The sequence below is a fragment of the Kitasatospora sp. NPDC093550 genome, from assembly GCF_044764985.1.
Classification (GTDB): domain Bacteria; phylum Actinomycetota; class Actinomycetes; order Streptomycetales; family Streptomycetaceae; genus Kitasatospora.
Genome location: NZ_JBIWJF010000059.1, coordinates 1 through 15,938, shown reverse-complemented (window position 1 = coordinate 15,938; position 15,938 = coordinate 1). Strand labels below are relative to the sequence as shown.

The 15,938-nt window shown below is 71.7% G+C and carries 13 protein-coding genes; 12 read left to right on the top strand and 1 reads right to left on the bottom strand.

The window, feature by feature from the left end; translation table 11 throughout:
• The 3 genes from ACIRD3_RS39955 to ACIRD3_RS39945 form a co-directional block, all read left to right on the top strand.
• Nucleotides 1-214: aldehyde dehydrogenase family protein (locus ACIRD3_RS39955; protein WP_402226953.1), on the top strand; the 214-nt coding region annotated here is incomplete at its 5' end.
• A gap of 180 nt (nucleotides 215-394) precedes the next feature.
• The gene (locus tag ACIRD3_RS39950; protein ID WP_402226950.1) at nucleotides 395-1,753 is read left to right on the top strand and encodes an aspartate aminotransferase family protein; all 1,359 of its coding nucleotides are present in this window, start codon (nucleotides 395-397) and stop codon (nucleotides 1,751-1,753) included.
• 67 nt (nucleotides 1,754-1,820) lie between these two features.
• The gene (locus ACIRD3_RS39945) at nucleotides 1,821-3,023 is read left to right on the top strand and encodes a spermidine/putrescine ABC transporter substrate-binding protein (RefSeq protein ID WP_402226947.1); all 1,203 of its coding nucleotides are present in this window, start codon (nucleotides 1,821-1,823) and stop codon (nucleotides 3,021-3,023) included.
• Between the two features lie 20 nt (nucleotides 3,024-3,043).
• Here the strand turns inward: ACIRD3_RS39945 and ACIRD3_RS39940 are convergent, their stop codons facing one another.
• Complete coding sequence (locus ACIRD3_RS39940) at nucleotides 3,044-4,696, bottom strand: PucR family transcriptional regulator (protein ID WP_402226945.1); 1,653 nt, start codon at nucleotides 4,694-4,696, stop codon at nucleotides 3,044-3,046.
• Nucleotides 4,697-5,076: 380 nt separating this feature from the next.
• Between ACIRD3_RS39940 and ACIRD3_RS39935 the strand changes: the two genes are divergently transcribed.
• The 9 genes from ACIRD3_RS39935 to ACIRD3_RS39895 all read left to right on the top strand — a co-directional run bounded on the left by ACIRD3_RS39935 (nucleotide 5,077) and on the right by ACIRD3_RS39895 (nucleotide 15,604).
• Entirely contained in the window at nucleotides 5,077-6,588 is a 1,512-nt protein-coding gene (locus tag ACIRD3_RS39935) for a gamma-aminobutyraldehyde dehydrogenase (RefSeq protein ID WP_402226943.1), read from the top strand.
• 60 nt (nucleotides 6,589-6,648) lie between these two features.
• On the top strand, nucleotides 6,649-7,899 hold the full coding sequence (locus ACIRD3_RS39930; RefSeq protein ID WP_402226940.1) for a spermidine/putrescine ABC transporter substrate-binding protein: 1,251 nt from the start codon (nucleotides 6,649-6,651) through the stop codon (nucleotides 7,897-7,899).
• A gap of 39 nt (nucleotides 7,900-7,938) precedes the next feature.
• Nucleotides 7,939-9,081 (top strand): ABC transporter ATP-binding protein, encoded by a 1,143-nt coding sequence (locus ACIRD3_RS39925; RefSeq protein WP_402226938.1) that lies wholly within the window; start codon nucleotides 7,939-7,941, stop codon nucleotides 9,079-9,081.
• The gene (locus ACIRD3_RS39920; protein ID WP_402226935.1) at nucleotides 9,078-10,007 is read left to right on the top strand and encodes an ABC transporter permease; all 930 of its coding nucleotides are present in this window, start codon (nucleotides 9,078-9,080) and stop codon (nucleotides 10,005-10,007) included. The genes ACIRD3_RS39925 and ACIRD3_RS39920 overlap by 4 nt, the downstream gene beginning before the upstream one ends.
• Entirely contained in the window at nucleotides 10,007-10,810 is an 804-nt protein-coding gene (locus ACIRD3_RS39915; protein WP_402226932.1) for an ABC transporter permease, read from the top strand. The genes ACIRD3_RS39920 and ACIRD3_RS39915 overlap by 1 nt, the downstream gene beginning before the upstream one ends.
• 61 nt (nucleotides 10,811-10,871) lie before the next feature.
• Nucleotides 10,872-12,266, top strand: coding sequence for an NAD(P)/FAD-dependent oxidoreductase (locus ACIRD3_RS39910; RefSeq protein WP_402226929.1), 1,395 nt, complete (start codon nucleotides 10,872-10,874; stop codon nucleotides 12,264-12,266).
• Nucleotides 12,267-12,472: 206 nt separating this feature from the next.
• Entirely contained in the window at nucleotides 12,473-12,904 is a 432-nt protein-coding gene (locus ACIRD3_RS39905) for a hypothetical protein (RefSeq protein WP_402226927.1), read from the top strand.
• Nucleotides 12,905-13,046: 142 nt separating this feature from the next.
• A complete protein-coding gene (locus ACIRD3_RS39900) occupies nucleotides 13,047-13,826 on the top strand; it encodes a nucleotidyl transferase AbiEii/AbiGii toxin family protein (RefSeq protein ID WP_402226924.1) in 780 nt (259 codons plus the stop codon).
• A 254-nt stretch (nucleotides 13,827-14,080) separates the two neighbouring features.
• Complete coding sequence (locus ACIRD3_RS39895) at nucleotides 14,081-15,604, top strand: CoA-acylating methylmalonate-semialdehyde dehydrogenase (RefSeq protein ID WP_402226921.1); 1,524 nt, start codon at nucleotides 14,081-14,083, stop codon at nucleotides 15,602-15,604.
• Nucleotides 15,605-15,938 lie beyond the last annotated feature (334 nt).

The following is a 15,938-nucleotide window of genomic DNA, read 5'->3' as shown; positions in this document are numbered from 1 at the left end:
CGCGCTGGCCTCCTCGGTGTGGACCAAGGACCACGCCCGCGCCATGCGGATGTCCCGCCGCCTGGACTTCGGCTGCGTCTGGATCAACACCCACATCCCGCTGGTCGCCGAGATGCCGCACGGTGGCTTCAAGAAGTCGGGCTACGGCAAGGACCTGTCGTCCTACGGCTTCGAGGACTACACCCGCGTGAAGCACGTCATGACCGCGATCTAGCGGGTCACGACGTCGGACGCAGGATGACGGCCGTCCGAGACCGTTCGGTCGTATGAACCGACCATGGGCCCGGGTCTTTTCGACCCGGGCCCTGTGCCTTTGCATCCTGTCGACGGATCGCGCGACCGACTGACAAGATGAAACTGCACTTCGCCGACGCCCGGCCCTAGCCTTACCGGCATGAGCATCCCCACCGCTGACTCAGCCGCCGGCCAGGCCGTCAAGGCCGCCGACCGCGCGCACGTCTTCCACTCGTGGTCCGCCCAGGCGCTGATCGACCCCCTCGCGGTGGCCGGCGCCGAGGGCTCGTACTTCTGGGACTACGACGGCAACCGCTACCTCGACTTCTCCTCGCAGCTGGTCAACACCAACATCGGCCACCAGCACCCCAAGGTGGTCGCCGCGATCCAGGAGCAGGCGGCGAAGCTCTGCACCCTCGCGCCCGGCTTCGCGGTCGAGCCGCGCAGCGAGGCCGCCCGGCTGATCGCCGAGCGCACCCCGGGCGACCTGGACAAGATCTTCTTCACCAACGGCGGCGCCGAGGCCAACGAGAACGCCATCCGGCTGGCCCGGCTGCACACCGGCCGGCAGAAGGTGCTCTCCACCTACCGCTCGTACCACGGCGCCACCGCCAACGCGATCGCCCTCACCGGCGACCCCCGGCGCTGGGCCAACGAGACCGGCGTCTCCGGTGTGGTGCACTTCTGGGGCCCGTACGCCTACCGCTCCAACTTCCACGCCGAGAACGAGGCGCAGGAGTGCGAGCGCGCGCTGCGGCACCTGGAGGAGGTGATCGCGTTCGAGGGGCCGGGCACGGTCGCGGCGGTCATCCTGGAGACCGTCGTCGGCACCGCGGGCATCCTGATCCCGCCGCCGGGCTACCTCGCCGGGGTGCGGGAGATCTGCGACCGCTACGGCATCGTGTTCATCCTCGACGAGGTGATGGCGGGCTTCGGCCGCACCGGCGAGTGGTTCGCCGCCGACCACTGGGGCGTCACCCCGGACCTGCTCACCTTCGCCAAGGGCGTCAACTCGGGCTACGTGCCGCTGGGCGGCGTGGCGATCAGCGCCGAGATCGCGGCCACCTTCGCCGAGCGGCCGTTCCCGGGCGGCCTCACCTACTCCGGCCACCCGCTGGCCTGCGCCTCGGCGGTGGCGACCATCAACACGATGGCGGAGGAGGGCATCGTCGAGAACGCCAAGCACATCGGCGAGACCGTGCTCGGCCCCGGCCTGCGCGAGCTGGCCGAGCGGCACCCGTCGATCGGCGAGGTCCGCGGCCTGGGCGTGTTCTGGGCGCTCGACCTCGTGAAGGACCGGAGGACCCGCGAGCCGCTGGTGCCGTACAACGCCGCCGGCGCAGCCAACGCGCCGATGGCCGAGCTGGCCGCCGCCTGCAAGCAGCGCGGGCTCTGGCCGTTCGTCAACATGAACCGCTTCCACGTCGTCCCGCCGTGCACCGTCACCGAGGAGGAGGCCAAGACCGGCCTCGCGGTGCTGGACGAGGTGCTGTCGCTCACCGACGCGCACACTGTCTGACGTACCGACCGGACGGCCCCGGGCACCCCGTGTGCCCGGGGCCGTCCCACGCCCCGGAAGGCCGCTCATGCCCAGCAGCTCCACCCTGACCCGCCGTACGTCCCGCTCCTCGCTCATCCGCCGGCGTTCCGTGCTCGGCGGGGCCGCGCTGCTCGGCGCCGGCACGCTGACCGGCTGCGGGATCCCGTCCGCCTACGTCGCCGAGGACCGGCGCTCGGCGCCGGACCGCTCGGAGAGCGACAAGCGGCTCGCCTTCTCCAACTGGACGCAGTACATCGACACCGACGACCAGGGCGGGCGCCCGACCCTGGACGGCTTCACCGCGAAGACCGGGATCGAGGTCACCTACACCGAGGACATCAACGACAACGACGAGTTCTTCGGCAAGGTCAGCCCGGTGCTCACGCAGGGCGCCGACCCCGGCCGGGACCTCATGGTGGTCAGCGACTGGATGGCCGGCCGGTACGTCTCGCTGGGCTGGGTGCAGGCCATGGACCGGGCCAACCTGCCCAACGTCACCGCCAACCTGGACCCGCAGCTCGCGAACCCGGCCTTCGACCCCGGGCGCCGGCGCAGCGTCCCCTGGCAGTCCGGGATCACCGGCATCGCGTACAACCGCAAGGCGCTCGGCCGGGAGATCAAGTCGACCGCCGACCTGTGGGCGCCCGACCTCAAGGGCCGGGTCACGCTGTTCGCCGGGCTGGACGAGGCGCTCGGGCTGCTGATGCTCTCCCAGGGCGCCGACATCGCGGCCTTCGACGACGACGACGCGCACAAGGCGATGGACCTGGTGCAGAAGATGGTCGACACCGGCCACGTCCGCCGTTTCACCGGCAACGACTACACCAGCGACCTGGCCTCCGGCGCGGCGCTCGCCTGCCAGGCCTACTCCGGCGACGCCGTCCAGCTCACCGCCGAGAACCCGGACATCGCGTTCGTGGTGCCGGAGGAGGGCGGCGAGCTGTGGGCCGAGAGCCTGATGATCCCCAACCGGGCCGGCCACAAGCGCAACGCCGAGCTGCTGATCGACTACTACTACCAGCCCGAGGTGGCCGCCGAACTGGCCGCGTTCGTCCAGTACATCTGCCCGGTGCCGGCCGCCCGCGAGGTGCTGGCGGCCGGCGGCGACAGGGAGAAGGCCGAACTCGCCGAGAACCCGCTGGTCTTCCCGACCGAGGAGCTGCGCGCCCGGCTGCGCTCCATGCGCGACGTCACCTCGGCCGAGCGGCCCCGGCTGCACAAGGTCTGGGGCCGGATCACCGGGGTGTGAGCCCCGGGGCCCGAGGGGTCTCAGCGCCGTACGGCGTCCAGGGCGAGCAGGGCGACGTGCAGGGACAGGCAGGACTCGACCTGGTCGAGGTCGACGCCCAGGATCCGCTCGACCTTGTGCAGCCGGTCGTAGAAGGACGGCCGGGACAGGTGCGCGGCGTCCGCCGCGGCCGACTTGTTCCGGCCCTGCTCCAGGTAGATCCGCAGCATCTGCACCAACTGGCCGTTGTGCTCGGCGTCGTGGGCCAGCAGCGGGCCCAGCTCGCGCTCCACGTAGGTCTGCAGCCGGGCGTCGTCGCGCAGCAGGTGGAGCAGGCCGCGCAGCCGGACGTCCGGCAGCCGGTAGTAGGAGGCGGTGCGGCCGCCGGGCGAGTCGTGCAGCGCGGCGTCGGCGACCTGAGTGGCCTCCAGCAGGGTGCGCCGGGCGTCGCGGACCGAGCCGACCGAGGAGCCGACCGCGACCACCGGGCCCGCCGGGTCGGCGCCCTCCCGGGCGGCCTCGGCGGCCATCCGGCGCAGCGCGGCCGAGAAGGCGTCCAGGGCGGCGTGCTCGTCCTGCTGGGTGCCGAGCGCGATCAGCAGGCCGACGGCCTCGTCGTCCAGCGCGCCGACCAGGGCGGAGAGCCGGGCGGCCCGGACCGCCCCGGCCGCCAGTTCGGTGAAGTCGCGCAGCCGGGCCTGCGCCTCCAGCGCGGCCGGGATCGGCCCGCGCCGCTGCCGCAGCACCACGCCGACCAGTCGCCGGCCCTCCAGCGGGACGCCGAGCGCCTGGGCGCGCAGCGCGGCCTCGGAGACGGTCAGCGCGTGGGTGAGGATGCCGGAGAGCAGGGTGCGGTGGGTCTGCCGCTCCAGGCTCTCCCGGTCGCGCACCACCAGCCGGTTGAGCGCCAGCGCGGAGGCGCCGCGCTCCAGCAGCATGGTGTGCGGGTGGGCCTCGCCGGCGGGCAGCGGTCCGGGCTCCTGGACCAGCACCAGTCGGCCCCAGTCCTGGCCGCGGGCACCGACGGTGGTGACCAGCCAGCCGCTGCGCGGGTCGTGGCCGGTGCGGCCGGAGGGACGGACCCCGCGCGAGCGGCGCTCCCAGTCCTCCAGCACCTCTGCCTCCGGACGCCCGGCGGTGTCGTGGGCGAGCACCTGGTGGGCCAGGTTCTCCAGGACGACCGGCGCGCCCGCCATCCGGGCCACCTGCCGGATCACCTCGGGCGGCTCGGCGCCCTCCACCACCAGCTCGTTGAACACCTGGTGGACGGACTCGGAGACGCGCAGCTGCTCCAGCTGGGCGTTGACCACCAGGGCGTGCACCGCCTCGGTGACGGCGACGAAGCGCAGCTCGCGGCGGAGCGTGATCAGCGGCAGTCCGCGCTGCTCGGCGGCGTTCACCAGCGCGCGGGGGAGCGCGTCGAAGTAGCGCCGCCCGTACTCGACGACCAGGCCGGCCACTCCGACCTCGTCCAGCTCGCGGACGTAGCGGGCCAGGCCCTCGCGGTCCTCGGGCAGCGCGATGCCGGTGGTCAGCACCAGCTCGCCGCCCCGGAGCATGCCGGCCACGTCGGGCAGCTCGCTGACGTGGACCCAGCGGACCGGCCGCTCCAGGTGGTCGGCGCCGGCCACCACCTGGGGCAGGCCGCGCCGCATCACCTCCAGGTCGAGTACGCGGGCGACGGTGGGGAGCATCGCGGGGCCTCCAGGTCGGGAGGGGGAACAGCGCGGGCCGGGCTGATCAGAGTGTCAGGTGAATCATCCATCCTCCGGACGACCTGTCGCCCTGCCGGGACCCTTGCAGCCTGTAAGGCGCTTCACGCCGGGGTTGTCGCAGTGACCCTTGTCACGCCGGGGTGGCAACGGGCATGGTCAGCGGGTCGGCCGTGGCGGAAAACCGGCCACGCACAGGAATCCGTCGCGTAACCAGAAAGCAACAGCGGAATCCCTTGCTAGGACCCCGCCCGACTGTCAGGATCGCGCAACCCCCTAGTGATCGACACGGCGGAATCCGCTACCCGCGGAGGCGCGATGTCGCGTTGCGCAGTCGTACCACCGGCACTTGGAGGAACCAGATGGACCTGACCGACTTCGGCGCGGGCGCGCAGTACATCGCGGGCCGCCCGACCCGGGGCAGCGGCGAGCCCTTCCAGGTCGTCAACCCCGCCGACGGCAGCGTCGTCGAGCAGGTCGCCCTGGCCGGCACCGGGGACGTGGACGCCGCCGTCGCCGCCGCGAGGGCCGCCCTGCCCGGCTGGTCCTCGGCCACCCCCGGCGCGCGCTCCGAGGCGCTCACCCGGCTGGCCGGCGTGCTGACCGAGGCCGCCGCGGACCTCGCCCGGGTGGAGACCGCGCAGACCGGAAAGCCGGTCAAGCTGGCCACCGAGTTCGACGTCCCCGGCACCGTCGACAACACCGCGTTCTTCGCCGGCGCGGCCCGCAACCTGGAGGGCAGGGCGGCCGGCGAGTACTCCGGCGACCACACCTCCTACGTGCGGCGCGAGGCGATCGGCGTGGTCGGCTCGATCTCGCCGTGGAACTACCCGCTGCAGATGGCCGCCTGGAAGATCCTCCCGGCGATCGCGGCGGGCAACACCATCGTGCTCAAGCCGGCCGAGCTGACCCCGCTCACCTCGCTGATGTTCGCCGCCGCCTGCACGGCGGCGGGGATCCCGGACGGCGTGGTCAACGTGGTCACCGGCGCCGGGCGCACCGCCGGCGAGCACCTGGTCGGGCACCCGGACGTCGCGATGGTCTCCTTCACCGGTTCCACCGCCGTCGGGAAGCGGGTCGCCGAGATCGCCACCGCGAGCGTCAAGCGCACCCACCTGGAGCTCGGCGGAAAGGCCCCGTTCGTGGTCTTCGACGACGCCGACCTGGACGCCGCCGTGCACGGCGCGGTCGCCGCCTCGCTGATCAACGGCGGCCAGGACTGCACCGCCGCCACCCGCGCGTACGTCCAGCGCCCGCTGTACGACGCCTTCGTGGCCGGGGTGGCCGAGCTGTTCGCGGCGATCCGGATCGGCGACCCGCTGAACCCGCACACCGACCTCGGCCCGCTGGTCTCGTACACCCACCGGGACCGGGTGGCCGGCTTCGTGGAGCGCGCCCGCGGCTACGCCACCGTGGTCACCGGCGGCCGCGTGCCGCGGAAGGGCCACGACGGCCACGACCTCACCCGGGGCGCCTACTACCCGCCCACCCTGATCACCGGCGCGGCCCAGGACAGCGAGGTCGTCCAGGGCGAGGTCTTCGGCCCGGTGCTGGTCGTGCTGCCCTTCGACGGCGACGACGAGGGCCTGCGGCTGGCCAACGACACCCCCTACGGCCTGGCCGCCTCGGCCTGGACCACGAACGTGCACCGCTCGCTGCGGGCCACCCGGGAGATCGCGGCCGGGTGCGTCTGGGTCAACGACCACATCCCGATCATCAGCGAGATGCCGCACGGCGGCTACAAGGCGTCCGGCTACGGCAAGGACATGTCCCAGTACTCCCTGGACGAGTACACGCAGGTCAAGCACGTCATGTTCGACACCACCGCGGTGGCCCGCAAGGACTGGCACCGCACCGTCTTCGGAGACAGATAACCCCCCCAGGACCAGGGGCGCTTCCCCCACGCCCCCCTCTCCCCCCAGGAGGCCCGTTCCATGGCGTTCAACGAGCTCACCGACGGTCTGCCCGAACCGGTCCGCAGGGCCTGGGAGCGCAGCCTGACCAGCGGCCGGGCCGCACTCGGCCGCCGCACCCTGCTGCGCGCCGCCGCCCTCACCGCCGGAGCCGGCACCCTGGCCGCCTGCGGCATCCCGGCGGCTCCCCGGGCGACCGGTGACTCCACCGCGAACGCCGCCAAGGACCTCTCGGACACGGAGAAGGAGGTCGACTTCTCCAACTGGCCGCTCTACGTGGACACCGACGAGCAGGACAAGGAGAAGCACGGCACCCTGGACGCCTTCACCCAGGCCACCGGGATCAAGGTCAAGTACACCGAGGACGTCAACGACAACGTCGAGTTCTTCGGCAAGATCAAGCCGCAGCTCGCCTCCGGCCAGGACACCGGCCGCGACCTGGTGGTGCTCACCGACTGGATGGCCGCCCGGCTGATCCGGCTCGGCTGGGTGCAGAAGCTGAACCCGGCGAACGTCACCACCGCGATCACCAACGTCGAGCCGCGCTTCCGCGCCCCCGACTGGGATCCGGGGCGGCTCTACTCCTACCCGTGGGCCGGCATCCAGGTCGTCGTCGCCTACAACAAGAAGGCGACCAAGGGGAAGGAGGTCGCCAGCGTCTCCCAGCTGCTGGACGACCCCGAGCTCAAGGGCCGGGTCACCTTCCTCTCCGAGATGCGCGACAGCATCGGGATGGTCCTGCTGGACATGGGCAAGGACCCGGCGAAGTTCACCGCGGACGACTTCGGCGCCGCGATCGCCCGGGTGCAGAAGGCCGTCGACAGCAAGCAGATCCGCCGTTTCACCGGCAACGACTACGGTCAGGAGCTCTCCTCCGGCGACATCGCCGCCTGCGTCGCCTGGGGCGGCGACCTGATCCAACTGCGCGCCGACAACCCGGACATCGAGTTCGTCGTCCCCGAGAAGGGCTTCATCTCCTCGACCGACAACCTGCTGGTCCCGGCCAAGGCGCAGCACAAGACGAACGCGGAAAAGCTGATCGACTTCTACTATCAGCCGAAGATCGCGGCGCAGCTGGTCGCCGGCATCGGCTACGTCTCCGCCGTCACCGGGATGAAGGAGGAGCTCGCCGCCCTCGCCCCGGACAGCGCGGCCAACCCGCTGGTCGTACCCACCCCCGAGATGGCGGCCAAGGCGCACGTGTTCCGCACGCTCACCGAGAGCGAGGAGAGCGACTTCGAGCAGAAGTTCTCCAAGCTCATCGGCGCCTGACCCCCGTCCACGGCAGAGAACCCAGGAAGACACCACCCCATGACAGACCAGCAGCGCGACGCGGCCGCCGGCGGCGACGTCCGGCTCACCGGCATCGGCAAGACCTACGGCTCCTTCACCGCCGTCCACCCCCTCGACCTGACCGTGCCCCAGGGCTCCTTCTTCGCCCTGCTCGGCGCCTCCGGCTGCGGCAAGACCACCACCCTGCGGATGATCGCCGGCCTGGAGGAGCCCACCAGCGGCACCGTCCTGATCGGCGGCCAGGACGTCACCGCCCTGCCGCCGTACAAGCGGCCGGTGAACACCGTGTTCCAGAGCTACGCGCTCTTCCCGCACCTGGACATCTTCGAGAACGTCGCCTTCGGCCTGCGCCGGCGCGGCAAGAAGGACGTCAAGAAGCAGGTCGACGAGATGCTGGAGCTGGTCGAACTCGGCCAGTACGCCCGGCGCAAGCCGCACCAGCTCTCCGGCGGCCAGCAGCAGCGCGTCGCCGTCGCCCGCGCCCTGATCAACCACCCGCAGGTGCTGCTCCTGGACGAGCCGCTCGGCGCGCTCGACCTCAAGCTCCGCCGCCAGATGCAGCTGGAGCTCAAGCGGATCCAGACCGAGGTCGGCATCACCTTCGTCCACGTCACCCACGACCAGGAGGAGGCCATGACCATGGCCGACACCATCGCGGTGATGAACGGCGGCCGGGTCGAGCAACTGGGCGCGCCCGCCGAGCTGTACGAGAACCCCGCCACCACCTTCGTGGCCAACTTCCTCGGCCAGTCCAACCTGCTGCCCGCCGAGGTCGCCGGCACCGAGGGCGGCGACCTGCTGCTGCGCGCGGCCGGCGCCCGCCTCAGCGTGCCGAAGGCCCGCTGCGCGACCGACGCCAAGAAGGTCCACCTCGGCGTGCGCCCGGAGAAGATCACCATCACGCACGCCTCCGAGCAGGTCGCCGAAGGCCGCAACGAACTGGTCGGCACGGTGCTCGACTCCAGCTTCATCGGCGTCTCCACCCAGTACGTGGTGCGCACCGAGGGCGGCCAGGAGGTCACCGTCTTCGAGCAGAACATGGAGCGCGACGCCCGGATCGTCCCCGGCGCCGCCGTCCGGCTGCACTGGAACCCGGCCCACTCCTTCGCCCTGGACGCCTCGCAGGCGATCGACGCGGGCACCGCGGAGGAGGCCGCATGACCGCCACCACCCCGGCCGCGCCGCCGCAAGTCATCCCGCTGACACCGGCGGAGCGCAAGCCCCGGCGCAAGCTCACCCCGTACTGGCTGCTGCTGCCCGGCATCGCCTGGCTGGTGGTCTTCTTCGCCGTCCCGATGGTCTACCAGGCGTCCACCTCGCTGCAGACCGGCTCGCTCGAAGAGGGCTTCAAGGTCACCTGGCACGTCTCGACCTACTGGGACGCCCTGGTCGAGTACAAGTGGCACTTCGTCCGCTCGTTCTCCTACGCGGGCGTCGCCACCGTGCTCTGCCTGGCCGTCGGCTACCCGCTCGCGTACACGATCGCCTTCAAGGCGAACAAGCGCTGGCGCAACGTCATCCTGATCCTGGTCATCGCGCCGTTCTTCACCAGCTTCCTGATCCGCACGCTGGCCTGGAAGACCATCCTGTCCGACGGCGGCCCGGTGGTCGGCGCGCTGAACGCGTTGCACGTCCTGGACCTCACCAACCTGGTGGGACTCACCTCCGGGGACCGGGTGCTGGCCACGCCCCTCGCGGTGGTCTGCGGTCTGACCTACAACTTCCTGCCGTTCATGATCCTGCCGCTGTACACCTCGCTGGAGCGGATCGACCCCCGCCTGCACGAGGCGGCCGGCGACCTCTACGCCCGGCCGTTCACCACCTTCCGCAAGGTCACCTTCCCGATCTCGCTGCCGGGCGTGGTCGCGGGCACCCTGCTGACCTTCATCCCCGCCTCCGGCGACTACATCAACGCCCAGCTGCTGGGCTCGCCGAGCGAGCAGATGGTCGGCAACGGCATCCAGAAGCAGTTCCTGAACGTGCTCGACTACCCCACGGCGGCCGCGCTGAGCTTCATCCTGATGGCCCTGATCCTGGGCATGGTGACGGTCTACATGCGCAAGGCCGGGACGGAGGAACTGGTCTGATGTCCCGCATCCTGAAGTGGGTCCGCGCCCACCTGGTGGTGCTGGCCGGGCTGCTGGCCCTCGCCTACCTGGTGCTGCCCAACCTGGTCGTGCTCGCCTTCTCGTTCAACAGGCCGGTGGGCAAGTTCAACTACGAGTGGAACGAGTTCTCCACCGACGCCTGGACCAACCCCTGCGGCGTGGCCGACATGTGCCAGTCGCTTTCGCTCAGCCTGCAGATCGCGGTGTTCGCCACCATCGGCGCCACCGTGCTCGGCACCATGGTCGCCTTCGCGCTGGCCCGCTACCGCTTCCGCGGCCGCTCCGCCACCACCGCGATGATCTTCCTGCCGATGGCCATGCCCGAGGTCGTCATGGCCGCCTCGCTCGGGACGCTCTTCCTCAACATGCGCATCCCGTTCGGCTTCACCACCATCCTCATCGCGCACATCATGTTCTGCCTCAGCTTCGTCGTGACGGCGGTCAAGGCGCGCGTGATGAGCATGGACCCGAGGCTCGAACAGGCCGCCCAGGACCTCTACGCGACCCCCGCCCAGACCTTCCTGCGGGTCACCCTGCCGCTGGCGGCGCCCGGCATCGCCGCGGGCGCGCTGCTCAGCTTCGCGCTCTCCTTCGACGACTTCATCATCACCCAGTTCAACTCGGGCCCGACCACGGTCACCTTCCCGATGTTCGTCTGGGGCGCCTCGCAGCGCGGCATCCCGGTGCAGGTGAACGTCATCGGCACCGCGATGTTCCTCGCCGCCGTGGTGCTGACCGTCGCCGGCCAGTGGCTCGGCAACCGCCGGAAGGCCACCGCCTGACGTACGGTCGGTCAGCGGTGGCTCGTAACGTCATCTATCCGTAGAAAGTGGCTGATAATGCATGGACTCCGCCCGCGCACTCAGTGACGCCAGGCCCACCCCCTTCTGGCTGGAGGACCCGGGCCGGCCGGCGGCGCTGCCCGCCCTGGTCGGCGACACCACCTGCGACCTGCTGGTCGTCGGCGGCGGCTACTCCGGTCTGTGGACCGCCCTCATCGCCAAGGAACGCGATCCCTCGCTGGACGTCGTGCTGGTCGAGGGCAACGAGGTCGGGTGGGCCGCGTCCGGGCGCAACGGCGGATTCTGCGCGGCCAGCCTCACCCACGGCTTCGGCAACGGCCTGGACCGCTGGCCGTCCGAACTCGCCCAGCTGGAACGCCTCGGTGCCGCCAACCTCGACGGCATCGAGGCCACCCTCAAGCGCTACGGCATCGACGCGGAGTGGGAGCGCACCGGCGAGATCGACGTCGCCACCCAGCCCCACCAGGTCGAGGAACTGCACGAGCTCGCGGAGGCGGTCGCCCGCCACGGCCTCGACATCACCGTCCTGGACGCCGACCAGCTGCGCGCCGAGGTGAACTCGCCGACCTTCCTCGGCGGCCTCTGGGACAAGGAGGGCGTGGCGATGGTCCACCCCGCCAAGCTCGCCTGGGGCCTCAAGGAGGCCTGCCTCAGCCAGGGCGTGCGCGTCTTCGAGCACACCCGGGCCACCGACCTGCGGGAGTACGGCAGCGGCATGGCCGCCCGCACCCCGTACGGCCGGGTCTTCGCCCGCCGGGTCGCGCTCGGCACCAACGTGTTCCCGTCCCTGCTCAAGCGGGTCCGCCCGTACGTCGTGCCGGTGTACGACTACGCGCTGATGACCGAGCCGCTCAGCGAGGAGCAGCTCGCCTCGATCGGCTGGCGCGGGCGACAGGGGCTCGGCGACAGCGCCAACAAGTTCCACTACTTCCGGCTCTCCGCCGACAACCGGATCCTCTGGGGCGGCTACGACGCGGTCTACCACTACGGCGGCCACGTCCGGCACGAGTACGACCAGCGGCCGGAGACCTTCCGCACCCTGGCGAACAACTTCTTCCGCTGCTTCCCGCAGCTGGAAGGGCTGCGCTTCACCAACGCCTGGGGCGGCGCCATCGACACCTGCAGCCGGTTCTCGGCGTTCTTCGACACCGGGTACCGGGGCAAGGTCGCGTACGCGGTCGGCTACACCGGGCTCGGCGTCGGCGCGACCCGGTTCGGCGCCGAGGTGATGCTCGACCTGCTCGCGGGCGAGCGCACCGAGCGCACCTCGCTGGAGATGGTGCGCAGCAAGCCGCTGCCGTTCCCGCCCGAGCCGGTGCGCTGGGCCGGGATCGAGATCACCACCCGGTCGCTGGAGCGGGCGGACCGCAACGGCGGCCACCGCAACCTCTGGCTGCGCACGCTCGACCGGCTGGGCCTGGGCTTCGACAGCTGACGTACGGGCCGACCCCGGCCGACAGCCGACCGTACGGGCCGACCTCGCGAGCCGACCTCGGTCGCCACCCGTGCGGACCCGTGTAAGTCGCCACCCGTGCGGACCCGTGTAAGAGGGACCCGCCGTCCGCCTCTCCTTGGTGACGGCGGGTCCCGGTCTTTCCCGCCGCGCCCCAACGGCACGAACGGCGAGGAGCGGGGACAGACATGGAGAGCAGCGGACTGCACTGGCTCGCCCAGGCGGCACCGGACCCGGAGTCCTTCCGGGAGCAGTGGGAACGCACCGGGCTGGGGCTGATGCTGCTCCCGGCCGGCCGCCGCTGGGACGTCCTGTCCGTCCCCGGCCGACTCGGCCGCCCGGTGGTGGAACTCCTGGACACCGGCCTCTGCGGCCCGGTCCTCGCCGACTTCGGCGAGGGGCACGTGAGCTTCCTGGTGCCGCCCGGCACCGCTGCCCGCTGGGTCGGCACCGGCGTGCGCGGTGCCGGGGAGGGCACCTGGATCGCGCTCCCGCACCCCGAGCGGCGCAGCCGGGGCGTGCGCTGGCTCGTCCCGCCCGACGGCTCCGGGCGGCTCAACGACCCGGTGCTGCTGGAGCTCGCCCTGCACGAGGCTGCGGCGGTGCTCGGCGGGTGGTGAGCCGGGGCGGGGCGAGAGCGGCCCGTCGGTCGGCGGGTCGGCGGTGCCGGTCTACCGGACGGCCGGACTAGCGGACTGCCGGTCCGCTAGTCCGTCGGTCGGCGGTGGCGCGCGGAGCGGGCGGTCGCGTCAGACTGGAGGCGTGACCACCGTTCCGCACGCCGTCGACGCCTCCCTGCGACCCGGACCGGCCCAGCTGCGCCTGGCCGGCCTGGCCGCGCCGGTCTGCGAACGGTACGGCCTCGCCCTGGCCGGTGGGCACGCGCTGCGCGCCCACGGTGTCGCCGCCTGCGCGCAGGACGGGCTCACCCTGGCGACCGGCGGCGCCGATCTGGCGGAAGTGGCCGACGCGCTGGCCGAGGCGTACCGGGCGGCCGGCGGCGGCGTGGCCGAGCGGCCGGGAACCCCGCGGCTGGAGCAGCTCACCGTCCGGCTGGCGCTGGGCGGCCGGACGCACTCGGTGGACCTGCGCAAGGAGCCGTTGGGCCACCGGCCGGTCCGGTTCGACCTCGGCGCACCCGGGCCGGACGAGCCGCCGGTGGTGCTGCCGGTGGTCGCCCTGGAGGACGCGGCGGCGCTGACCACCGTGCTGCTCGTGGACCGGGGCATGCCACGCGACCTGATCGACGTCCACGCCCTCACCCGCTACTACAGCGAGGGCGAACTGCTGGCACTGGCAGGTGAGTTGGACCCGGATTTCCAGCCCGCCGCGCTCGCCGACCGGCTGGAGACGCTCGCCGAGGCCGCGGACGGCCGGTTCCGCGCCCGCGGCGTCCCGGCCGGGGCGGTGGGCGAGCGGAAGCGGTGGGCGCTGGCGTGGGCGCAGGACCTGCGGCTGGACCTGCTGGAGACCCAGGAGGCGGCGGACGGGCTGCACGACCCGTACCTGGAGGAGCCGTCCCCGGAGGACGAGGAGGCCTGAGCCTCCGACGCCACGGGACGGGACCTCCGCGCCCCGCGGAGGACCGGTGACACGTTCGGAGCAGCAACCGGACGACCTGTAAGGCTGAATCCGAGATCCCCGTCAGCCTGTTCGTTGAGCCTCGCCCGTAGGGCGACCAGACTGGGAGACGAGCGCGGTAGCCCCGTGAATTTCCGTCGCCCGGCCCACTCGCGGGCGGCGCCAGACCGGACCGGTGGCAGGACGCCGCCCGGGACTTCGGAGGCAGACGGACCTTGAGCAAGCACATCATCCACTGGATCGGCGGCAAGCCGGTCGCCACCGCCGGTGCGGCGCCCCGCCGCGGTGACATCTTCGACCCGGCCACCGGCCAGGTCGCCGGCCAGGTCGACTTCGCGGAGATCGCCGAGGTCGACCAGGCCGTGGCCGCCGCCGCCTCGGCCTTCACCGAGTGGCGCACCGCCTCGGTCGCCAGGCGGTCGACCGTGCTCTTCGCCTTCCGCGAGCTGCTGAACGCCCGCCGCGACGAGCTGGCCTCGATCATCGTGTCGGAGCACGGCAAGGTGCACTCCGACGCCCTGGGCGAGATCGCCCGCGGCCTGGAGGTCGTGGAGTACGCCTGCGGCATCCCGCAGCTCATCAAGGGCGGATTCACCGAGCAGGCCTCCACCGGCATCGACGTCTACTCGATCCGCCAGCCGCTCGGCCCGGTCGCGATCATCTCGCCCTTCAACTTCCCGGCCATGGTGCCGATGTGGTTCTTCCCGATCGCCATCGCGGCCGGCAACACCGTGGTGGTGAAGCCCTCGGAGAAGGACCCGTCCGCCGCCAACTTCCTCGCCGGGCTGTGGAAGGAGGCCGGCCTGCCGGACGGCGTCTTCAACGTCGTGCACGGCGACAAGGTGGCCGTCGACCGCCTGCTGGAGCACCCGGACATCAAGTCCGTCAGCTTCGTCGGCTCCACCCCGATCGCCCGCTACGTCTACGAGACCGGCACCCGCTACGGCAAGCGCGTGCAGGCCCTGGGCGGCGCCAAGAACCACATGCTGGTCCTGCCCGACGCCGACCTGGACCTCGCCGCCGACGCCGCCGTCAACGCCGGCTTCGGCGCGGCCGGCGAGCGCTGCATGGCGGTGTCCGTCCTGGTGGCGGTCGACCCGATCGGCGACGAGCTGGTCGAGAAGATCAAGCAGCGGATCGCCACCCTCAAGGTCGGGCCGGGCTGCAACGGCGACTCCGAGATGGGCCCGCTGGTCACCGGCCAGCACCGGGACAAGGTCACCTCCTACGTCGAGTCCGGCGTCGCCGACGGTGCCGAGCTCGCCGTGGACGGCCGCAAGCACCCGGTCACCGCCGAGGACAAGGACGGCACCCCCACCGCCGACGGCTTCTGGCTGGGCCCGACGCTGTTCGACCACGTGAAGCCCGGCATGTCCGTCTACAACGACGAGATCTTCGGCCCAGTCCTCTCGGTCGTGCGCGTCTCCTCCTACGACGAGGGCTTGGCGCTGATCAACGCCAACCCGTACGGCAACGGCACCGCCCTCTTCACCAACGACGGCGGCGCGGCCCGGCGCTTCCAGTTCGAGGTGGAGGTCGGCATGGTCGGCATCAACGTGCCGATCCCGGTGCCGGTCGCCTACTACTCCTTCGGCGGCTGGAAGGCCTCGCTGTTCGGTGACGCCCACGCGTACGGCCCGGACGGCGTGCACTTCTTCACCCGGGGCAAGGCCGTGACCCAGCGCTGGCTGGACCCGTCGCACGGCGGCATCAACCTCGGCTTCCCCACCAACAGCTGAGCCCGCGCCCCGCTGACGCGCCGACCGGACCCCCTCTCCCCGGGGTCCGGTCGGCGCGCGTTTGCCTGCTGTTTGCATCCGTCTGCCGAAGCGCGTAGAGTTCTTCGAGCTGCTCGGCAGGGAGCACCGGACACGCGTCTGCGCGGACGGTCCCGGGGCGGCCAATCCTCTGAAACACCACTTCCCAGATCCGTGCTGGGTCGCGTCCGCGTTCTGCGCTTCGTGGCTCGGTGCTGAATTGGCGTGCTCGTTTTATCGGATTGCGGCTGGATTCGCTTTTCGGAGCGGGGATCGGCTAGAGTTTGAAACGTCGGACGGGGCGTCAAACCCCGGA